The organism is Pseudomonas sp. Marseille-P9899 (assembly GCF_903166565.1).
GTDB lineage: Bacteria > Pseudomonadota > Gammaproteobacteria > Pseudomonadales > Pseudomonadaceae > Aquipseudomonas > Aquipseudomonas huaxiensis.
In genome coordinates, this window is the sequence record NZ_CAESCG010000004.1 from 271160 (window position 1) to 291302 (window position 20143).

General features: G+C 59.6%; 17 protein-coding genes and 1 pseudogene. 15 read left to right on the forward strand and 3 right to left on the reverse strand.

Annotated elements, in window-relative coordinates; all coding sequences use genetic code 11:
- The first annotated feature begins 35 nt into the window (after positions 1 to 35).
- From HWV67_RS20980 to HWV67_RS20990, 3 genes are all read left to right on the forward strand, one after another.
- Positions 36 to 701, forward strand: a complete 666-nt coding sequence (locus HWV67_RS20980; protein WP_175652647.1) for a fumarylacetoacetate hydrolase family protein — start codon at positions 36 to 38, stop codon at positions 699 to 701.
- A 235-nt stretch (positions 702 to 936) separates the two neighbouring features.
- Positions 937 to 1869, forward strand: coding sequence for an SdiA-regulated domain-containing protein (locus tag HWV67_RS20985; protein ID WP_175652648.1), 933 nt, complete (start codon positions 937 to 939; stop codon positions 1867 to 1869).
- 91 nt (positions 1870 to 1960) lie between these two features.
- A complete protein-coding gene (locus HWV67_RS20990; protein ID WP_110970286.1) occupies positions 1961 to 2872 on the forward strand; it encodes an SdiA-regulated domain-containing protein in 912 nt (303 codons plus the stop codon).
- A 33-nt stretch (positions 2873 to 2905) separates the two neighbouring features.
- Here HWV67_RS20990 and rpiA read toward each other — a convergent pair whose 3' ends face one another.
- Positions 2906 to 3577, reverse strand: coding sequence for a ribose-5-phosphate isomerase RpiA (rpiA, locus tag HWV67_RS20995; RefSeq protein ID WP_175652649.1), 672 nt, complete (start codon positions 3575 to 3577; stop codon positions 2906 to 2908).
- Between the two features lie 132 nt (positions 3578 to 3709).
- On the opposite strand from rpiA, the gene ilvA reads away from it, so the two are divergent.
- Together ilvA and HWV67_RS21005 are read left to right on the forward strand one after the other, a co-directional pair.
- Positions 3710 to 5224 carry a threonine ammonia-lyase, biosynthetic gene (gene ilvA / locus HWV67_RS21000; protein WP_175652650.1) on the forward strand — a complete coding sequence of 505 codons (1515 nt, stop codon included), beginning with the start codon at positions 3710 to 3712 and terminating at the stop codon, positions 5222 to 5224.
- A gap of 38 nt (positions 5225 to 5262) precedes the next feature.
- On the forward strand, positions 5263 to 5691 hold the full coding sequence (locus tag HWV67_RS21005) for a DUF2269 domain-containing protein (RefSeq protein ID WP_175652651.1): 429 nt from the start codon (positions 5263 to 5265) through the stop codon (positions 5689 to 5691).
- A gap of 6 nt (positions 5692 to 5697) precedes the next feature.
- Here the strand turns inward: HWV67_RS21005 and HWV67_RS21010 are convergent, their stop codons facing one another.
- Positions 5698 to 6354 (reverse strand): HAD family hydrolase, encoded by a 657-nt coding sequence (locus HWV67_RS21010; RefSeq protein WP_175652652.1) that lies wholly within the window; start codon positions 6352 to 6354, stop codon positions 5698 to 5700.
- A 143-nt stretch (positions 6355 to 6497) separates the two neighbouring features.
- Here HWV67_RS21010 and HWV67_RS21015 point away from each other — a divergent pair, with 143 nt between their 5' ends.
- Together HWV67_RS21015 and ptsP are read left to right on the forward strand one after the other, a co-directional pair.
- Positions 6498 to 6977 (forward strand): RNA pyrophosphohydrolase, encoded by a 480-nt coding sequence (locus HWV67_RS21015; RefSeq protein ID WP_095156495.1) that lies wholly within the window; start codon positions 6498 to 6500, stop codon positions 6975 to 6977.
- A gap of 22 nt (positions 6978 to 6999) precedes the next feature.
- Positions 7000 to 9279: a phosphoenolpyruvate--protein phosphotransferase gene (gene ptsP, locus HWV67_RS21020; protein WP_110970290.1), complete on the forward strand. Its 2280-nt coding sequence runs from the start codon at positions 7000 to 7002 to the stop codon at positions 9277 to 9279.
- Positions 9280 to 9318: 39 nt separating this feature from the next.
- On the opposite strand, the gene HWV67_RS21025 is transcribed toward ptsP, so the two are convergent.
- On the reverse strand, positions 9319 to 10065 hold the full coding sequence (locus tag HWV67_RS21025) for an NRDE family protein (protein WP_175652653.1): 747 nt from the start codon (positions 10063 to 10065) through the stop codon (positions 9319 to 9321).
- Between the two features lie 135 nt (positions 10066 to 10200).
- On the opposite strand from HWV67_RS21025, the gene HWV67_RS21030 reads away from it, so the two are divergent.
- The 8 genes and pseudogenes from HWV67_RS21030 to HWV67_RS21065 all read left to right on the forward strand — a co-directional run bounded on the left by HWV67_RS21030 (position 10201) and on the right by HWV67_RS21065 (position 19655).
- Complete coding sequence (locus tag HWV67_RS21030; protein WP_175652654.1) at positions 10201 to 10983, forward strand: sulfite exporter TauE/SafE family protein; 783 nt, start codon at positions 10201 to 10203, stop codon at positions 10981 to 10983.
- A 14-nt stretch (positions 10984 to 10997) separates the two neighbouring features.
- Complete coding sequence (gene lgt / locus HWV67_RS21035; RefSeq protein ID WP_175652655.1) at positions 10998 to 11807, forward strand: prolipoprotein diacylglyceryl transferase; 810 nt, start codon at positions 10998 to 11000, stop codon at positions 11805 to 11807.
- 49 nt (positions 11808 to 11856) lie between these two features.
- Positions 11857 to 12552, forward strand: a pseudogene (locus HWV67_RS21040) (thymidylate synthase); the annotation flags it as partial.
- 240 nt (positions 12553 to 12792) lie between these two features.
- The gene (locus tag HWV67_RS21045) at positions 12793 to 13899 is read left to right on the forward strand and encodes a tyrosine-type recombinase/integrase (protein ID WP_169775904.1); all 1107 of its coding nucleotides are present in this window, start codon (positions 12793 to 12795) and stop codon (positions 13897 to 13899) included.
- Positions 13896 to 16244 (forward strand): site-specific integrase, encoded by a 2349-nt coding sequence (locus HWV67_RS21050; RefSeq protein ID WP_020190339.1) that lies wholly within the window; start codon positions 13896 to 13898, stop codon positions 16242 to 16244. The genes HWV67_RS21045 and HWV67_RS21050 overlap by 4 nt, the downstream gene beginning before the upstream one ends.
- Positions 16241 to 18322 carry a tyrosine-type recombinase/integrase gene (locus HWV67_RS21055; protein WP_020190340.1) on the forward strand — a complete coding sequence of 694 codons (2082 nt, stop codon included), beginning with the start codon at positions 16241 to 16243 and terminating at the stop codon, positions 18320 to 18322. Before HWV67_RS21050 ends, HWV67_RS21055 begins: the two co-directional genes overlap by 4 nt.
- Positions 18319 to 18825 (forward strand): hypothetical protein, encoded by a 507-nt coding sequence (locus tag HWV67_RS21060; RefSeq protein ID WP_020190341.1) that lies wholly within the window; start codon positions 18319 to 18321, stop codon positions 18823 to 18825. Before HWV67_RS21055 ends, HWV67_RS21060 begins: the two co-directional genes overlap by 4 nt.
- Positions 18822 to 19655, forward strand: coding sequence for a thymidylate synthase (locus tag HWV67_RS21065; RefSeq protein WP_020190342.1), 834 nt, complete (start codon positions 18822 to 18824; stop codon positions 19653 to 19655). The genes HWV67_RS21060 and HWV67_RS21065 overlap by 4 nt, the downstream gene beginning before the upstream one ends.
- Positions 19656 to 20143 lie beyond the last annotated feature (488 nt).

Consider the following 20143-nt stretch of genomic DNA (forward strand, 5'->3'; position numbering starts at 1 on the left):
CGTCACAGATCCAACCAGCGCTCCAGGAGTCGGCAATGAGCTATCAGCACCAATACGTAGACGGAACCCGCATCCATTTCGCCTTGGGCAAAGTGGTGTGCATTGGGCGCAATTACGCCGAACACGCCAAAGAGCTGGATAACCCGATCCCCACCGAGCCCCTGCTGTTCATCAAGCCGGGCAGTTGCGTGGTCGCGCTCGAAGGTGGTTTCAAGATCCCGGCCGAGCGCGGCTCGGTGCATTACGAAGCGGAAATCGCGGTGCTGCTGGGCAAGTCGCTGTCGCCCCAGCCTTCCGAAGAAGAAGTGCTGGACGCCATTTCCGGCTTCGCCCCGGCACTGGACCTGACCCTGCGTGACCTGCAGGCGCAGTTGAAAGAAAAAGGCCTGCCGTGGGAACGCGCCAAGTGCTTCGACGGCGCCTGCGTCCTGCCGCCGTTCGTCGCTGGCAGCACCTTCAATGACCTCGCGGATATCGGCATTCGCCTGACCATCAACGGTGAAGTCCGCCAGGATGGCAACAGCGCGCTGATGCTCAATCCCATCGTTCCGATGATTCAGCACATGGCCTCGCAATTCTCGTTGCAGGCTGGCGATGTGATCCTGACGGGTACGCCAGCGGGCGTCGGCCCGTTCAATCCGGGCGATGAGCTGGTGCTGGAACTGCCAGGCGTCAGTCGCTTCGAAAGCCGCGTCCTGTAAGTGCGCAAGGGCGGCTGGTGAGGCTAATGCTGGTCAGTTAAACCTAGTGGGGCCGCAAAGCGGCCCAACATAGGCGCCAAAACGCTAACTGACAGGCATTAGCCGGCGAGTTTGCCCCTTTGCTTTGTCAAACCACTTCGTCGGCTTTTGGCATTTTTTTCACAAAATATCCGGATAATTCTTGCGCGGCCCGACCGCTCCGTCTCTCAGGCTGGAAAACAACAGGAATTCTCCAATGGCCACCCCTCTTCCTACAGGCGGTTCCTTGTCGCCCGTGCACAAGCGTCCGATCGCCCTGCGCCGTTCCACCTGGCTGCTGTTTGCGGCCGTGATCGGTTATGGCGTAGCCATCGCCATGCACTGGGATGATCGAGGTTTTCTCTGGGTGCAGGAGCGTTTCGAGTCGCAGGTTGAGCAGAAAGCCAGCGTCTGGCTGCCGGACTATCACGTCGATATCGATGCCAAAGTGCTGCCAGGCATGGAGAAGGACGAGGCCTCCGACCTTTCCTATGATCCGGTCCGCAAGACACTGTTTTCGGTGATGGGCAAGAACCCGTTCCTGGTCGAGTTGACCCTTGATGGCGACGTGCTGCGCAAGATCCCGCTGGTCGGCTGGGCCAACCCTGAAGGCGTGGCCGTCATGGCAGATGGCCGTTTGGCTATTACCGACGAACGGCAACACAACCTGACCTTCGTGACCCTTGATGACGCGACCCGCGAGCTGAACATCAAGGACTTCCCGCAATACGACCTCGGCACCTCGGAAAACCAGAACAAGGGCTTCGAGGGTATCGCCTGGGACCCGGCCCAGCAGCGCCTGGTACTGGGCGAGGAGCGCCCGCCGCGCCTGTTCGTCTGGCGTACTGATGGCAGCTCGGCGCTGACCGGCACCAAGCAGGAACTGCCCAACGACGATCTCGACCTGCGCAACCTGTCAGCCCTGGGTATCGACCCACGCACCGGCCACATGCTGGTCCTGTCGGCAGACTCCAACATGCTGCTGGAACTGAACGAGCAAGGCGAACAGGTCAGCTTCATGACCCTGCTTGGCGGGTTCAACGGTCTGAAGAAGCGTATCCCGCGTGCCGAAGGCGTGGCGATGGATGAGCAGGGCACGCTGTATATGGTCAGCGAGCCGAATCTGTTCTACCGCTTCAAAAAGGACTGATCGGCAGATTTTTCCGATAGTGGCGTTAAGATTCGATTCAGCTCGCCATGGTTGAATGCTCGACGTTCCGTTTCCCGTCGAGTCCTGTCGAATGCGTCGTTTTCTACGCCTGCCCCTGATTGCCCTTTCCGTTGGCCTGCTGCTTGCGTTGCTATTAGCGGTGGCGGGCCAGGAATACCGGCTGTTCGAGCGCGGCTGGTTCAATCTCAAGACCTGGTGGCAGCCCGCCGAGCAGAGCATCGGCCTCGACCGTTACCAGGTGGTGATCGAAGCGCGGCCGATCGAAGGGCTGGATGAAGACATCTCCGCGCTGACCTTCGATCCGGACCGCAACAGCCTGTTCACCGTCACCAACAAGAACCCCGAACTCATCGAGCTGTCGCTGGAAGGTCGGATTCTGCGCCGGGTGCCGCTGACCGGCTTCGGCGATCCGGAGGCAGTGGAGTACGTCGGGCGCGACAGCTATGTGATCACCGACGAGCGCGAGCAGCGGCTGATCCGCGTGCGTCTGACCGCTGACACACCGTTTCTCGACGCCAAGGACGCCGAACAACTGACCCTGGGCATCGGCCTCAACGGCAACAAGGGTTTCGAGGGCCTGGCGTACGACCAGAAGGGCAAGCGCCTGTTCGTCGCCAAGGAGCGCGACCCGATGCTGATCTATGAAGTCCACGGTTTCCCCCATGACAATCCCGAGCAGCCCTACGCCGTGCATGTGGTCCAGGACCGCAAGCGTGATTCGAAGCTGTTCGTGCGGGATCTGTCGAGCTTGCAGTTCGATGAACGCAGCGGTCATTTGCTGGCGCTGTCGGATGAGTCGCAACTGGTGCTGGAACTGGATGTGACGGGCAAGCCGCTGGCGAGTCTGTCGCTGCGCAAGGGCTTTCAGGGCCTGAGCCAGAGCGTGCCGCAGGCGGAGGGCATTGCGATGGATGATGCGGGGACGTTGTATCTGGTGAGCGAGCCGAACCTGTTTTATGTGTTCAGGAAGGCGGCTGATTGACCGGGGCCTGCACGGCAGGCCCCGATTTGTTCGTCAGGCCTTGAGGGACTTGACGCCTTCGGAAGTCCCCAGCAACAACAGGTCGGCTGGACGCGCCGCGAACAGGCCGTTGGTGACCACGCCGACGATAGCGTTGATCTGTGCTTCCAGCTCCACCGGGTTGGTGATCTGCAGGTTGTGCACGTCGATGATGATGTTGCCGTTGTCGGTCACCACGCCGTCGCGGTACACCGGGTCACCGCCCAGCTTCACCAACTGGCGCGCCACGTGGCTGCGGGCCATGGGGATGACTTCGACCGGGAGCGGGAAGTTGCCCAGCACCTGCACCAGCTTGCTGCCGTCGGCGATGCAGATGAAGGTCCTGGCGACCGCGGCAACGATCTTCTCGCGGGTCAGGGCAGCGCCGCCGCCCTTGATCAGGTTCAGGTGCTCGTCGCTCTCGTCGGCGCCGTCGACGTAGAACTCCAGTTCGCTCACGGTGTTCAGTTCGTAGACCGGGATACCGTGGCTCTTCAGGCGCGCAGCGGTGGCTTCGGAGCTGGCGACGGCGCCGTCGAAGGCGGTCTTGTGCTTGGCCAAGGCGTCGATGAAGCAGTTGGCGGTCGAGCCGGTGCCGACGCCGACGATGCTCTTGTCATCGAGCTTGGGCAGAATGAAATCGACAGCGGCCTGGGCAACAGCCTGTTTGAGTTGGTCCTGGGTCATGCGGGCTCCGAAGCGGGGAGTATCGTGAGGGCGCGTAGTATAGCGGCTAAAACCCCGGACTTGCTGTGGTCGCCCGACCGGGCGCTGGGGTAGACTCCGATCCCCCGTCCAGCCGCCCGTGATGCTTTCCCGATGCTCGAACAGTACGTCAAGAAGATCCTCACCTCGCGCGTTTATGACGTCGCCGTGGAAACCCCTCTGCAAGCCGCCGGGCAACTCAGCAAGCGTCTGGGCAACAACGTGCTGCTCAAGCGCGAAGACCTGCAGCCGGTGTTTTCCTTCAAGATTCGCGGCGCTTACAACAAGCTGGCGCAACTGACCCAGGAAGAACGGGCACGCGGCGTGGTCACCGCCTCGGCCGGCAACCATGCCCAGGGCCTGGCGCTGGCGGCGCGGGAAATGGGGGTCAAGGCGACCATCGTGATGCCGCGCACCACCCCGGAAATCAAGGTCGAGGGCGTGCGTTCGCGTGGCGGCAAGGTCGTGCTGCACGGCGATTCCTTCCCCGAGGCGCTGGCCTACTCGCTGAAACTGGTCGAGGAAAAGGGCTTCGTTTATGTCCATCCCTATGACGACCCGCACACCATTGCAGGCCAGGGCACCGTGGCCATGGAGATCCTGCGCCAGCACCCGGGCCGCCTTGATGCGATCTTCGTGCCGGTGGGCGGCGGTGGCCTGATTGCCGGGATCGCTGCGTACGTCAAATACCTGCGTCCTGAAATCAAGATCATCGGCGTCGAGCCAGACGACTCCAACTGCCTGCAAGCCGCCATGGCCGCGGGCGAGCGCGTGGTGTTGCCGCAGGTCGGATTGTTCGCCGACGGCGTCGCGGTAGCGCAGATCGGTCAGCACACCTTCGACATCTGCAAGGACTACGTCGATGAAGTGATCACCGTCAGCACCGACGAAATCTGTGCGGCGATCAAGGACATCTACGACGACACCCGCTCGATCACCGAGCCTGCCGGCGCCCTGGGCGTTGCCGGGATCAAGAAATACGTGGAGCAGCGCGGCGTATCCGGGCAGACCTTGGTCGCCATCGAGTCCGGTGCCAACGTCAACTTCGACCGCCTGCGCCACGTGGCCGAGCGCGCCGAGCTGGGTGAAGGCCGCGAAGCCATCATCGCCGTGACCATCCCCGAGCAGCCGGGCAGTTTCAAGGCGTTCTGCGAGGCCATCGGCAAGCGTCAGATCACCGAATTCAACTATCGCTACCACACCGGCAGCGAAGCGCACATCTTCGTCGGCGTGCAGACCCACCCGGATACCGATCCGCGCAGCGCGCTGATCCAGCACCTGACCGAGCAGGGTTTCCCGGTACTGGACCTGACCGACAACGAGCTGGCCAAGCTGCACATCCGCCATATGGTTGGCGGTCATGCGGCGGGGGTCAGCGATGAACTGGTGCTGCGTTTCGAGTTTCCCGAGCGGCCGGGTGCGCTGTTCAACTTCCTCAACAAGCTGGGCGGGCGCTGGAATATCTCCATGTTCCACTACCGCAACCACGGCGCGGCGGACGGCCGTGTGGTTGCCGGCCTGCAAGTGCCCGAGGACGAACGTCATCTGGTGCCCGCGGCGCTGGCGAAAATCGGCTATCCGTACTGGGACGAGACCGAAAACCCGGCCTACCGGCTGTTCCTCGGCTGAGCGGCTACGCTTTGAGCAATGCCTGAGGAGTTGAATCCATGGAACCGCTGATTGCCCTGAAAACCGCCCATGTCCTGGCCACTGTGCTGCTCTTGGGCAGCGCTGTGGGGCTGGCGTTGTGGACCTGGCGCAAGCGCCGCGCGGGGGATGCGGCGGTTTATGGCCAGCTGTTGCGGCGGCCGCTGGTGTTTGTCTGGCTGTTGATGGGCATTTGCCTGGTGAGCATGCCGTTCACCGGCTGGTGGCTGGTGCACCTGGTGGGCTGGCCGTTGGGGCAGACCTGGGTGCTGGGTTCCAGCGTGCTCTACACCGTCGGCGCGCTGGCCTGGTTCTGGCTGCTGGCGCGGGTCAATCGCCTGCGCACCGCGCCGGCCGTGGGTAAACCGGGGTTTACCCTGGCCCTGGCGCTGTTCAGCGGGGTGTGTTTCATCGCCATCGCCGGCTTGATGGGCGCCAAGCCGGTCTGAGGCGACTCAGCCGCGCAGGTCGAGTATCGGCCAGCCGCGTTTTTCGGCTTCGGCGCGCAGGTTCGGGTCGGGGTTGACCGCCACCGGGTTATCAACCTGCTCCAGCAGCGGCAGGTCGTTCATCGAGTCGCTATAGAAGTAGCTGCCTTCCAGGTTCAGCCCATTCTCGTCCAGCCAGCGGCGCAGGCGCGTTACCTTGCCTTCGCGGAAGCACGGCACGTCGGTGCTGCGGCCGGTGTAGCGGCCATCGACCAGTTCGCACTCGGTGGCCAGCAGGGTTTCCACCTCCAGGCGCTTGGCGATCGGCCCGGTAATGAAACGGTTGGTAGCGGTGATGATGACCAGCTTGTCGCCCGCGTCGCGGTGCTTCTTCAGCAGGGCCAGGGCCTTGGGCAGGATGATCGGTTCAACGCAGTCGCGCATGAACTCGCCGTGCCACTGGTCCAGCTGGGCCATTTCGGTGGTGGCCAGGATTTCCAGGCTGAAGTTCAGGTAGGCCTGCAGGTCTAGCTTGCCGGCCAGGTAGTCCTGATAGAAGGCGTCGTTGCGGTTCTGGTACTCCACGGGGTCGAGAATGCCGCGGGCGCAGAGGTAATCGCCCCATGCGTGGTCGCTGTCGCCGCCGAGGAGGGTGTTGTCCAGATCGAATAAAGCCAGGCGCATTGAAGAGTCACTCGCATAACATCTGAAAAGTCCCACAGAATACGGACTTTTCACAACGCTGCACATAAGGTATGGCCGGCGCGTTGCTGGCCTTGCAAGCTTTGTGGAACAATGCGGCGACATGCGTTTGCGAGGCTGCTGCCGTGATCGACCCCGATGGTTTTCGCCCCAATGTCGGGATCATTCTTACCAATGATCTTGGACAGGTGCTATGGGCTCGGCGAATCAACCAGGATGCCTGGCAGTTTCCCCAGGGGGGCATCAACCCCGATGAGACCCCGGAAGAAGCGTTGTACCGCGAGCTGAACGAAGAAGTAGGACTGGAGCGGCAAGACGTTGAAATTCTTGCCTGCACCCGTGGCTGGTTGCGTTATCGTTTACCCCAACGCCTGGTGCGGACCCACAGCCAGCCGCTGTGCATCGGCCAGAAACAGAAGTGGTTCCTGCTGCGACTGGTTTCCAACGAGCAGCGGGTGCGGATGGACTTGACCGGTAAACCGGAATTCGATGGCTGGCGCTGGGTCAGCTATTGGTATCCGCTGGGCCAGGTGGTGACATTCAAGCGCGAGGTGTACCGCCGCGCGCTCAAAGAGCTTGCCCCGCGCCTGCTGGCGCGCGACTGACGACGGAGTTCGACCCCGAGCCATGCTCAATACGCTGCGCAAGATCGTCCAGGAAGTTAACTCCGCCAAGGATCTCAAGACGGCGTTGGGGATCATTGTCTTGCGCGTCAAAGAGGCCATGGGCAGTCAGGTCTGCTCGGTCTATCTGCTCGACCCGGAAACCAACCGTTTTGTCCTGATGGCCACCGAGGGCCTGAACAAGCGCTCCATCGGCAAGGTCAGCATGGCGCCGAACGAGGGCCTGGTCGGCCTGGTCGGCACCCGGGAAGAACCGCTGAACCTGGAAAACGCCGCCGATCACCCTCGCTACCGCTACTTCGCCGAAACCGGTGAAGAGCGTTTCGCTTCCTTCCTGGGCGCTCCGATCATCCACCACCGTCGCGTGGTCGGGGTGTTGGTCATCCAGCAAAAGGAGCGTCGCCAGTTCGACGAGGGCGAAGAAGCCTTCCTGGTCACCATGAGCGCGCAACTGGCCGGGGTTATCGCCCATGCCGAGGCCACCGGCTCGATCCGCGGCCTGGGTCGCCAGGGCAAGGGCATCCAGGAAGCCAAGTTCGTTGGCGTGCCGGGCTCGCCGGGTGCGGCGGTCGGTACTGCCGTGGTCATGCTGCCGCCGGCTGACCTGGACGTGGTGCCGGACAAGACCGTCACCGATATCGATGCCGAACTGAAACTCTTCAACAACGCCCTCGAAGGCGTGCGCGGCGACATGCGCACCCTCTCGGCGAAACTGGCCACCCAGTTGCGTCCGGAAGAGCGGGCGTTGTTCGACGTCTACCTGATGATGCTCGACGACGCCGCGCTGGGTGGCGAAGTGGCAGAGGTCATCAAGACCGGCCAGTGGGCCCAGGGCGCCCTGCGCCAGGTGGTGGTCGAGCACGTCAACCGCTTCGAACTGATGGACGACGCCTACCTGCGTGAGCGCGCGTCCGATGTCAAAGACCTCGGCCGGCGCCTGCTGGCCTATCTGCAGGAAGCCCGTCAGCTTTCGCTGGTCTACCCCGACAACTCCATCTTGGTCAGTGAAGAACTGACCCCGGCGATGCTCGGCGAAGTGCCGGAAGGCAAGCTGGTCGGGTTGGTGTCGGTGCTGGGTTCGGGCAACTCCCACGTGGCGATCCTCGCCCGGGCCATGGGTATTCCCACGGTGATGGGCCTGGTCGACCTGCCGTATTCCAAGGTCGACGGCATCCAGATGATCGTCGACGGCTACAAGGGCGACGTCTACACCAACCCCAGCGAAGTGCTGCGCAAGCACTACGCCGATGTGGTCGAGGAAGAGCGCCAGTTGGCCCAGGGCCTCGACGCCCTGCGTGAACTCCCTTGCGAAACCACCGACGGCCACCGCATGCCGTTGTGGGTCAACACCGGCCTGCTGGCCGATGTGGCGCGGGCGCAGCAGCGCGGCGCCGAGGGCGTTGGCCTGTACCGCACCGAAGTGCCGTTCATGATCAACCAGCGCTTCCCCAGCGAGAAGGAACAACTGGCGATCTACCGCGAGCAACTGGCGGCCTTCCATCCGCTGCCGGTGACCATGCGCAGCCTGGATATCGGCGGTGACAAGTCGCTCTCCTACTTCCCGATCAAGGAAGACAACCCGTTCCTCGGCTGGCGCGGCATCCGCGTCACGCTCGACCACCCGGAAATCTTCCTGGTCCAGACCCGCGCCATGCTCAAGGCAAGCGAAGGCCTGAACAACCTGCGCATCCTGCTGCCGATGATTTCCGGTATCCATGAGCTGGAAGAAGCGCTGCATCTGATCCACCGCGCCTGGGGCGAAGTGCGTGACGAAGGCACCGACGTGCCGATGCCACCGGTGGGCGTGATGGTGGAGATTCCTGCGGCGGTCTACCAGACCAAGGAACTGGCGCGCCAGGTGGACTTCCTGTCGGTCGGTTCCAACGACCTGACCCAGTACCTGCTGGCGGTGGACCGCAACAACCCGCGGGTCGCCGACCTTTACGATTACTTGCACCCGGCGGTGCTGCAGGCCCTGCAACACGTGGTCACCGCGGCCCATGCCGAAGGCAAGCCGGTGAGTATTTGCGGTGAAATGGCCGGTGATCCGGCGGCGGCGGTGCTGCTGATGGCGATGGGCTTCGACAGCCTGTCGATGAACGCCACCAACCTGCCGAAGGTGAAGTGGATGCTGCGCCAGATCAGCCTCGGCAAAGCCAAGGAAATGCTGGCCCAGGCCATGGACATCGACAACCCGCAGGTTATCCACAGCACCTTGCAACTGGCCCTGAAGAACCTTGGGCTGTCGCGGATGATCAATCCGGGGCCGACGCAGAATCTCTGAACTACTCAGGGCCTGATCGCATCGATCAGGCCCTGAGCTTCACAACACCAGTTCGACCTCTCCCAGATGCCCTCCAAGCGGCCCGAAACTCCGCTCCACCAGCCTGCGCTTCCCGTCCGCCTCGACGATCAGCACCGTACTCGCCCGCGTTCCGTAGTTCTGGCTGGCAATGAACACGCTCGACAGCAAACGCTCGGTCGCCAACCCGACACGGGTATCCGGCAGCTCGCTGTCGGCAGCCTGATTATTGTCCGCCAACAACTCGAACAGCCGCGCCGGGACTGGATCGTCCAGCCGTTCGCGCAAGCCTTCGCGGGCCTTGATCAGCTTGGGCCACGGCGTATCCAGCGCGGCATTCGACAGGCCATAGACGCCCGCCTCGAGTAGCCGTGGCGCTGCATCCCCTCCGTGCAGATAACCCAATTGATGGCTGTCCCCGACCAGCAGATTGAAGCCGGAATAATGCAGCGCCTCGCCCGCGACCCGTTCCAGATAAGCCTCGACCGAAAGCTCCCCGCGCAGATAGCCCGCCACCAGTTCACCCCGCGAGCGGGCGCCCGCTGGCTGGCCGGGATCACGGATATTGGTCAGCGCGGCGAAGCGTCCCTGCGGGCCCAGGCCCAGCCAGGTGCCGCCGGCTTCGAGGTCACGCCCGGCATGCACGCCGGGCGCCTCGTCCCATTGGCTCAAGGCTAGGGTCGGGCGGGCATAGAACTCGTCACGGTTGGCCGCGACGATCAGCGGCCGGGCATTTCCCGGCCGCCAGGCGAAAACGATCAGGCACATCGTGGTTCTCGTCGATCTTGTCGGTAGTGGCGCCACTGTACCTCAGGCGACGCTGACAAGGTCTTCATCTGCCATGAGTAGAGGCAAAGGCCCACCTTCCGTTACCATGCCGGACTGATTTTTCCGGGGGCGACAATGGAATTCGTGCTCTATCTGCTGCTAGGCGCCTGCGCGGGCGTGCTGGCCGGACTGTTCGGCGTCGGTGGCGGCATCATCATCGTGCCGGTGCTGGTATTCAGCTTCACCCTGCAAGGCTTCGATGCATCCGTCCTGACTCACCTGGCGGTGGGCACTTCGCTGGCGACCATCGTCTTCACCTCGATCAATGCCGTGCGCGAGCACCATCGCAAGGGCGCGGTGCAGTGGCCGATCTTCGCCTGGATGACCCTGGGCATCCTGATCGGCGCCGGGGTTGGCGCCAAGACCGCCTCGCTGATCCAGGGCCCGCACCTGCAGAAGATCATCGGCACCTTCGCCCTGATCATCGCCGTGCAGATGGCCCTGGACTTCAAGCCCAAGGCCAGCCGCAGCGTTCCCGGCAAGGCCGGGCTGACCGTTGCCGGCAGCGTGGTCGGCTGGGCGTCGGCGATCTTCGGCATCGGTGGCGGTTCGCTGACCGTGCCGTTCCTCACCTGGCGCAGCCTGCCGATGCAGCAGGCGGTGGCGACGTCCTCGGCGTGCGGCCTGCCGATCGCCCTGGTCAGCGCCCTGAGCTTCATGATTCTGGGCTGGCACGACGAGCACCTGCCGCCCCATAGCCTGGGCTTCGTGTACTTGCCGGCGATGATCGGCATTGCCGCGACCAGCATGTTTTTCGCCCGCTTCGGCGCGCGCCTGGCGCACAAATTATCGCCACGCCTGCTCAAACGCCTATTCGCCGCGCTGCTGTTCTGCGTCGGCCTGAGCTTTTTGCTTTAACGAGAGGAGACACCATGCTGCCTTACCCGCAGATCGATCCCGTGGCATTGGCCATCGGGCCACTGAAAATCCATTGGTATGGCCTGATGTACCTGGTCGGCATCGGCGGTGCCTGGGATCTGGCTTCGCGCCGGCTCAACCGCTTCGACCCGACCTGGAGCCGCGAAAAGCTCTCGGACCTGATCTTCTGGCTGTCCATGGGGGTGATTGTCGGCGGGCGGCTGGGCTACGTGCTGTTCTACGACCTGAGCGCCTACCTCGCCAACCCGACGCTGATCTTCGAAGTGTGGAAGGGCGGCATGTCGTTCCACGGTGGATTCATCGGGGTGATGCTGGCGGCGTTGTGGTTCGGCAAGCGCAACAACAAGTCGTTCTTCGAGCTGATGGACTTCGTCGCACCAATGGTGCCGATCGGCCTGGGCGCCGGGCGTATCGGCAACTTCATCAACGCCGAGCTGTGGGGCAAGGCCACTGACGTGCCGTGGGCCATGGTCTTCCCGCCGTTCAGCGACCCGGCGCAACTGCCGCGTCACCCGTCGCAGCTTTACCAGTTCGCCCTTGAAGGCGTGGCGCTGTTCCTGATTCTCTGGCTGTATTCGCGCAAGCCGCGGCCAACCATGGCGGTGTCGGGGATGTTCGCGCTGTTCTACGGCATCTTCCGTTTCATCGTCGAATTCGTCCGCGTGCCGGATGCCCAGCTTGGCTACATCGCCTGGGGCTGGCTGACCATGGGTCAGATTCTTTGCGTGCCGATGATCGCCGGCGGCCTCGGCCTGATCTGGTGGGCCTATAATCGCAAGCCGACGGTAAAACCCGCGGTCTGAAATTCCACGGCAGGGGCGATCCCCCTGCCGTCTTCGTTACAGGAACGCTATGAAACAGTATCTGGATCTGGTCCGCGACGTTATCGAGAACGGTACGTTGCAGGAAAACCGCACCGGCGTGCGCACCATCAGCCTGCCTGGCGCCATGCTGCGTTTCGATCTGCAGAAGGGCTTCCCGGCCATCACCACGCGCCGGCTGGCGTTCAAGTCGGCGATTGGCGAGATGGTCGGCTTCCTTCGCGGCGTGAAGAACGCCGCGCAGTTCCGCGAGCTGGGCTGCAAGGTCTGGGACCAGAACGCCAACGAAAACGCCCAGTGGCTGGCCAACCCGTTCCGCCAGGGGCATGACGACCTGGGCGAGATCTACGGCGTGCAATGGCGCCAGTGGCCGGCTTACAAACGCATCCCGCTGAGCAATCCGGCCGCGATCGAGCTGGCGCAGAGCCAGGGCTTCGCCCAGATTGCCGAGTCCGAGGAAGACGGTGAAGCCTTTGTCGTGCTGTACAAGGCCATCGACCAGATTCGCCAGTGCGTCGACACCATCATCAAGGACCCGGGCAGCCGGCGTATCCTGTTCCACGGCTGGAACTGCGCCCAGCTCGATGAAATGGCCTTGCCGCCGTGCCACCTGCTTTACCAGTTCCACCCGAATGTCGAGACCAAGGAAATCTCCCTGACCCTCTACATTCGCTCCAACGACCTGGGCCTATTATACCCCCTCGACGAAACCGCACATTACGCAATGGCTGCGTAGTAAGGCTTTACCTTCCAAGCTCATTTATTGTGCCCCAATACGAAATGCACATTGTGTATAGTACGGGCCGCTTTGAAGAGAGAGGAAGCCGTGAAGGTCATCGCAGTTAGGGGCGCCCCCCTAGATTTCAGAGAGTCCCCAACCAGGCGGGACGACTCATCCGAAGAATCCCCAATTCAGGAAGCCGTGAACGTCACAGGGACAGCCGTCTTTGATGATGATGAGCGCCTCATGCCTTTGATTTCGGGTTACCTATCCCACGCGCTTCAGAAAGCCTATATATCCCAGCAGACGGCCATCACCTATGGTCGCAACCTTGGGTACACCTGCGAGTACCTGACGAACCGCCGTGAGTTTCGTGATTGCGAGCGTGACTCGGCGTTCTTGGAAATCCGCACCCACGTGATCGAGGAGTACTTCGCTCACCTGCGCGAGGACGAGGAGCTTTCCAAGAAGACGGTGCGCAACCGGGATTCGTCTTTGATGGCGTTTTTCAATGATTCTCTATGCCGGGGAGTGGACGACGCACCCGCGCCTCGTACCGCGCCTAACCCCTACACTGCCGGCTACCTGTCCCCCCGTCCCAACAAGAGCTTGGTAGTGGCTTGTTCCCTGAATGATCTCAGAGAGCTCATCCTGGCTACGCAGAGTGAGCGTGAGCGCTGCTTGCTCCAGTTCATGTACGACGCAGGCGTGCGCCGCTCAGAAGTCCCGCGAGTGACCCTCAAGGCCATTGATGATGCCCTTCGATTCCAGGACACGTTGTTCATCTCGCCTGGTGTTTCAGAACCGGTAAACGCGGACTACTGCCCGCTGCATATTGATGGAAGCAAAGGCCCTGCGGACTCATTTAAGCCCCGCCAGACGTTGGTCAGCCGCGCCACGCTGCTGCGCATCAAGAAGTACCATGCTTCGCCGCTGTACAAAATGACTAAGCGTCAATTCAAGGGGGCTGAGAACACCCCTGCTTTCCTGAATGCGGAAGGGGGTGAGTACACCCCTCGCTCGATCTCCAAGCTCTTGGAGCGCACATCCGAGCGAGCGCTGAACCTGCTGAAAATCGACAGGATGATCTCTCCCCACAAGTTGAGGCACGGGAATGCTTATGCCCTGTTGAGAACGCCAGACATTGGTAGTGATTACCTTGACCGGCTAGTGAGCGTGCAGAAGACGCTTGGTCACTCGCGCCTCAGCACGTCGGAAACCTATACCCAGATCCCCTACGACCTCTACCAGAAGCTCGTACGCCCCGGAACTGAAACCAAGACGAAAGCAGGCGAGATGGCTGAGCTTTCCCAGCAGACGCGCCTGAAAATTGATGCGGGAGATATGAAATGAGTCGGTTGACTAGCGCTCAGGCAGACGCCGTCATTGAGTCATTTGTGGCCCGCGCCACTGATGATCGGGAGTCGTTGCTGAAGGTATGTCTGAGCAGGGGGGACGAGTTGGCGGTGGCTCCTAAATACCTCATCGAACAGACTAATCTGAACCCAGGTACGATCTCAAAGCGCGTCTCAAGCTTTGAGCCGATCTTCGAGGCGATGCGCGCCGAAGGAATTATCGTACCTGGCCATCCGTCTGGCGCCTGCGATTGGCGCCGTAGGCTGCTTGCCTGGTACGAAGGCATGTCTATGGAGGAGAAGCTGGCGATTCCAGTGGCTGCCAATACCATCAGGGATCGTGGCTTCATGAGCGAGATTCCTGAATTGGCTGGCTTCAAATCAGCCAGGGCGAGCTTCGAACTGGTGCGGATCACGTTTGAGGAGATTCTCGATGATCTTCGCAAGCTTGGTGTTCTTGACCCTAACTATCAAACCGTCGAGCAGCGTATCGCCTCGAAGACGGTAGTCGAAAAGACTGAGTCATTGCGAGACGGCTTCAACGCTTTGCGCTCAGTCCGCATCCATCGCCTGTCCGACCTCGTAAGCCCGGAACCGGAGCGCCCCTTCCAGCACCTGCTGCACCTCTTCAGTGCTTCATCAATGAAGAGCAGTAGTGCGTCAGGGCAGTCGAATTTCATTGAGGCTTTCAAAAACTTCCGAGCCTATCTCAAGGATGCCAACTACACAGGCTTGGAGGACATTAGGGAGCTCGTAACCCCGTATTCCCTCCCCAAGTTCAGGGGATATCTCCAGGAAAAGATCTTGGAGCGTTCGCTGTCGACCAGCCACAGCAGTTCGATGATGAGCTCTGCTCGGAAAATGATGGCGCGCGCAGTCCAAATCGAGGGTCTCGGGCTGAGCAGCTACGTCGCAGCTACAGGCTTCGATGCTGAGCGTGAAACTGACCAGTACAAGCCTTATCCCCAGGCTGTCCGAAACCGTATTTCGCAGGTCATTGAGCAAGAAATTGATGAAACCAATCGCTTGGCCCAGGCTTACGTTCCAAGCCAGGTAGGGGAAGATCCGCTGAACGCTGACGGAAGAGTACGCCGAGGCTTTAACACTCTGGATAACGCACGGTGGATTTTTGAGAACAAACTCAACTGCAAGCCCCTAAACTTCGAATCCGTAGATAAAAACGACCTTTATCAACGGGCGTTTATGTCGATTATCTCGGCTTCGCCAATTTCGATCTTCGAGGTTTATAAAAGCTGGGGCGTGCAGTATCAGGTTGATGGTCGAGTCATTGCGCCGTACATCGCTCGGCTTGCCCAAGTTACCGGGATGAATGCTGACTCGCTGCTGGGACTGGAGCTGGATGATTTCATTGAGCGCCATGACTTAACGGATCGGCCTTGCTTGCTGTATTGGAAAGAGCGTTCTGAAGGCGCGAAGATGCTTCATCTAGATATCTTCCATGCGGAGATCTCTTGGCTGACCACCTCTCAAGGCCGTGTGGTCAAGAAAATCTTTGACGATGTGAAGCACCTGACCCGTGAGATTCGCTTGAGTGCGCCTGTCGAAGCCCAGAACAAGCTCTTCATTTACCGCTCAAGCTCTCCCAGGAAATACGGGGTTGTAGATTCCTTTGAGAACTCAGGTGGCAACCAGCTCAATAAGACCCTGGACAAGTTCTCTCAGGATCACGGGCTGCTTGACGAAGATGGTAATCCTCTCAAGCTCTCACCGTCACGTTTCCGACCTAGCTTCGTAAGCGAACTGATCGAGCGCGGCGTCTCTCCACGTGAGATCCAGGTTCTCCTGGGGCATAAGAGCCTAAGCACCACCATGGCCTATCTGGATCAGATGGACTTCAACCCCATGGCGCGCCGAATGCTGAATAAGGTTCTCCATGAAATGCAGCAAGACACGTTAGAGGAGGCTCCGAAGCTGATCCCGACCAAGACTATCGAGCCCACGCCCGAGGCGATGCCACTGCGTTCTGGCCTTGCCACATGCATGAACGTTTTTGACCCACCTGCTTTCATCAAGGCGTTGGCAAGCTATGACCCCAGCAAGCCCTGCACGCTGTTCAACATGTGCCTTTCATGCAGCAACAGCATCATCACGGTATCGCACCTGCCGGAGCTCTTCGCCATGCGGCGTGACTACCAAAGGATGATTGAAGTCAACCGGGTGCTCGATACGCCCTACGGAGCCGTCATCCTGGACAACCTTGATGTGCTAAACAACCTTCTAGATCCTGAGACATCGGACTTTTCCGCAGAAGAGCTGACCAAGGCTGAGCGCCTCTCTGAAAACCTGCAGGTCAGTGTTTTGACCGAGGGAGTAACGCTATGAACCATGCTCTGATCCCTGAACTCGCTGCGTACAAACAGTGGCGTACAACTGCTCACACCCTGCTGCTTGAGTTGCGCAGAAACATCGCCGATCCGACTCCTGTGTCGCTGGAAGCACTCTCTTGGTACCAGGCGCTGATGGCGTTGCCTGTCAGTAAGACATCCGTCTTGGGCGACGCCGTCTGGGACTTCAATGACGATCATCCGAACGCCGCCAGGAATGTCCAAGGAGCCAAGCTACGGCTCAATTTTGACTCGTACCCATTGCTCAACCAGTCGGCGGTCTTGGAGGTCAAGGTGGCCCTGTATTGCTGGCTGAAGATGCCAGCGGCAACGCGCTCGTTTGCCTCGCCAAGGAACATCAAAGCCAACACCGCCATTTCATGCATGAAGGCTGGATTGAGCTTCCTGGATACGATGTCGGGGCAGGCGCGCCAGCTGATGACGGATGAGTTCTTCGAGGTTGGACACCATGGTCTGACGTACTTTGATGCGGGTATGTACCGGGAGGCAGCGCTCATTCATCCCTACGCCTTTGGCCCTGATCTCAAGAAGTTCTTTACCTTGGTCAGGTCGCCATTTTTCGAGGAGCAGATTTTCGAAGAGCCACTGCCTTACGTTCAGCTGGAATCGCTCGCCTGGGCCAAGGTACTCAAGCACGTCCCTGATTCTGAGCGCACATACCGTATTCTGCCGAACGATGTGTTCGAGAAGGCTTCTCGCGAGGCGTCGTTCGCAGTGGTCGACTTCCTAAGCACTCTGGGGGAGCCTGTGGATGACCTGGTTGCCCTTACCCGCCAAAACGCTAGCGGCTACTCGTTAGCCAACGCTCAAGAGCTGTCGCGTTACAATTTCGAGTTGTACGTAGCGCTGAGGCTGCGGAGAAAAGGCTATGACTCCGGTGCGATGGCGAATGCACTGTCCGCAGCTTTTGGCTGCATTCCATCTACGTTCCAATCTGGCTCTGGTCGACATGATTTTAAGGCGACCGAAACGTTACTCAAGCTCTCAGATTCCAAACTGGACGATGATTTCCGTAGGTACATCAATTTCGTCTCGTACAGTGCCTGCTATCTCGTGGCGCAGTACACCGGCATGCGGCCCTCAGAGCTCTCCGAGATCCTAGTCGAGTCGTGCATGGAGCAAGAGAGCGACTACTGGTTGCTGATCAGCAACGTGATCAAGCATCGCCAAGGCTTGGCCAAGCTGTTCGACGACAAGTGGATCGCGATTCCGATTGTGCGTGACGCCATCCGTGCCGCTTGCCTCATCGCTAAGGTAAAGCAGAATCCTTACCTGTTCTCCAATGTGGATACTGTCGCGCAGGACGCCGAACCAAACTCAATGTCCTCGCTTGGAATCACTCACCAGTTCAGAGCTTTCTTCGAGGATATTCTGACGGACGAGGAGTTCGAGTCGCTGGAATTCTCGCCTTACACGTTGCGACACACCCTGGCTTACCAGATGGCCAGGGCTGAGCTTGGGCTCCCATTCATCTCTCACCAGCTAAAGCACTTCGGTGACCTTATCGGTGGTGCTGGCCAGAACAAGGCGTTCAGTGCGGTGACGCTTGGGTACGGAGCGATCGCTGAGATCTTGTCCAAGGGTGGGCGTTCATCTAGCAAGACGCCGACGCAAATGGCAGAGGAGGAGTACATCCAGAGCTACTGCGATCCCGACGGAAACTACGCCGGCCCCAATGCGGAGAGCCACAAGGCGCGGATGAAAAAGGTGTTCAGCGGGTACATGGCGGCTGGCTACACCAAAGAGCAAATCATCGCCCAGATGGCCAAGAAGCGCATGGCGATCATCAACGTGGGACAAGGCTTCTGTTATGGCGGTCAACGTGAGGTATTTGACGAGTCTCTGCCCTGCATCGGATCGCTGCGTTGCAATCCGAATCGGTGCAAAAACGCCGTGGTCACCAAGGCTCACGCTCCTAAATGGCGGGAGATCTATGTGCAGAACAGCTTGGCCTTGAGCTCTCCGAACTCAGCAGGCTCTGAGGAGGAGTTGCGAGCGGCGATGGAGGAAGCCAAGGGTGTGTTGGAGCATCTGGGTGAGGAGGTCGAGGTATGACAGTCCAGGCGTTTGATGCCAAGAATAAGCTCGACTACGACCGGAACACTGAGCTGCTGGCTCAGGGGCTTATGCAGATTGCCTCTGATCCGAAACTGAAGCCGACGATGGCGGAGCTGAGCCGCATCACAGGCATTCATCGCAACACTATCCGACAGCGCGACTTCCCGGCGCAGCGGCTTGAGGCGATCAAGGACAACCGCCGCATTGCAGTGCTCGCTCAGAGGGTCAAGGCTGAGAAGAAGCAGGATCCCAAGACGATTCTGATGCAACGCCTTGAAAAGAGTCGATTGGAAGTGCTTTATTGGTTCAATAGGTATCAGGATTCTGAGAACTCTTGTGCCACGCTCGACAAGAGATTGGACACTGTCCGCGAGTCTAGGGACTACTACCTCCAGCTCGCAGATGAGCTGCGTCAGAAGATCAAAGAGCAAGATACTGAAATTTTGAAATTGCGTGACGCACTGGATTTGGTCAGCGCGAACCTTGAGGAACCGAAATGAAGATGTACCACGATTTGCTGGCCGACGTGCTAGAGAATGGCGTCGAGAAAGGCGATCGCACCGGCACCGGCACGCTGAGTGTCTTCGGTCGCCAGTTCCGCCACAACCTGGAGGATGGCTTCCCGCTCCTCACCACCAAGAAGCTGCATTTCAAGAGCATCATCAACGAGATGATCTGGTTCCTGAATGGTGACACGAATACCAAATGGCTGAAGGAGCATGGTGTCAGCATCTGGGATGAGTGGGCAACTGAAGACGGTGACCTCGGCCCGATCTACGGCAAGCAGTGGACGGCCTGGCCTACCCAGGACGGCAAGGCCATCAATCAAATCGACTACGTCGTTCATACGCTCAAGACTAACCCAAACAGTCGTCGGATTCTCTTCCATGGATGGAACGTCGAGTACCTTCCTGATGAATCGGTGAGTCCACAAGAGAATGCCCGGAATGGGAAGATGGCATTGCCACCATGCCATTTGCTCTATCAGTTCTATGTAGCCAACAATAAGTTGTCGGCGCATCTATACATTCGGTCGTCAGACTTATTGCTCGGAAATCCCTATAACCTAGCAGGGGTTAGTTTTTTAACTCATATGTTGGCGCAGCAGTGCGATTTGGGAGTTGGCGAGGTTGTAGTTACAATGGGTGATGCGCATATTTACTTGAATCATATTGAGCAAGTTAACCTGCAACTGACTCGTGATCCGCGCCCTCTGCCTAAGTTGCAGTTCAAGCGCAAGCCGGACAGCATTTACGATTACAAGTTTGAGGACTTTGAGATTGTGGGCTATGACCCACATCCTCATATTCCTGCTCCTGTATCGATCTAACTGAGTCGATGCCTGGCTAGCCAAATTTTGGTTGGCCAGGATGGGAATTTTGAATGGTAAGCATAGGCCTCGCCTCATCGCTTTAGGCTTCGGGTTTTGCAGGACGCAATCAGGCAACCGCCAAGGAGTTCAAATGTACCTCACGATCATGAAGCCACAAGCGCTTCAGCAAATCGCTGTCTTAGCCCGTGGATTATGGATCGTTGAAGGCCCTGAAGGGTAACCGTCCGGCCATGTCATCTACCCAGCCCCGCAAAGCCAAGACATCGTGTGCACTCAAATTTAAGTGAGCACCAGATCTAGCCTTTTAAACGGGTATTTCATGCAGCCAACACTCGGTTCCTATTCCAAGGCCTTCAAAGCCCAGGTCATTCAATATGGGTGCCCAGCACGGCACTACAATTTCCAGCATCGCATTCAGCCGTAAGCGTGCCCGTGGAAGTCGCAAGGCTGGCATGACGCTTTTTTTTGTAAAATTTTTGACGATA

Coding starts and splice junctions, on each gene's coding strand:
- HWV67_RS20980 (WP_175652647.1), top strand. CDS start 36: ATGAGCTATCAGCACCAATACGTAGACGGAACCCGCATCCATTTCGCC.
- HWV67_RS20985 (WP_175652648.1), top strand. CDS start 937: ATGGCCACCCCTCTTCCTACAGGCGGTTCCTTGTCGCCCGTGCACAAG.
- HWV67_RS20990 (WP_110970286.1), top strand. CDS start 1,961: ATGCGTCGTTTTCTACGCCTGCCCCTGATTGCCCTTTCCGTTGGCCTG.
- rpiA (WP_175652649.1), bottom strand. CDS start 3,577: ATGACCCAGGACCAACTCAAACAGGCTGTTGCCCAGGCCGCTGTCGAT.
- ilvA (WP_175652650.1), top strand. CDS start 3,710: ATGCTCGAACAGTACGTCAAGAAGATCCTCACCTCGCGCGTTTATGAC.
- HWV67_RS21005 (WP_175652651.1), top strand. CDS start 5,263: ATGGAACCGCTGATTGCCCTGAAAACCGCCCATGTCCTGGCCACTGTG.
- HWV67_RS21010 (WP_175652652.1), bottom strand. CDS start 6,354: ATGCGCCTGGCTTTATTCGATCTGGACAACACCCTCCTCGGCGGCGAC.
- ptsP (WP_110970290.1), top strand. CDS start 7,000: ATGCTCAATACGCTGCGCAAGATCGTCCAGGAAGTTAACTCCGCCAAG.
- HWV67_RS21025 (WP_175652653.1), bottom strand. CDS start 10,065: ATGTGCCTGATCGTTTTCGCCTGGCGGCCGGGAAATGCCCGGCCGCTG.
- HWV67_RS21030 (WP_175652654.1), top strand. CDS start 10,201: ATGGAATTCGTGCTCTATCTGCTGCTAGGCGCCTGCGCGGGCGTGCTG.
- lgt (WP_175652655.1), top strand. CDS start 10,998: ATGCTGCCTTACCCGCAGATCGATCCCGTGGCATTGGCCATCGGGCCA.
- HWV67_RS21045 (WP_169775904.1), top strand. CDS start 12,793: ATGCCTTTGATTTCGGGTTACCTATCCCACGCGCTTCAGAAAGCCTAT.
- HWV67_RS21050 (WP_020190339.1), top strand. CDS start 13,896: ATGAGTCGGTTGACTAGCGCTCAGGCAGACGCCGTCATTGAGTCATTT.
- HWV67_RS21055 (WP_020190340.1), top strand. CDS start 16,241: ATGAACCATGCTCTGATCCCTGAACTCGCTGCGTACAAACAGTGGCGT.
- HWV67_RS21060 (WP_020190341.1), top strand. CDS start 18,319: ATGACAGTCCAGGCGTTTGATGCCAAGAATAAGCTCGACTACGACCGG.
- HWV67_RS21065 (WP_020190342.1), top strand. CDS start 18,822: ATGAAGATGTACCACGATTTGCTGGCCGACGTGCTAGAGAATGGCGTC.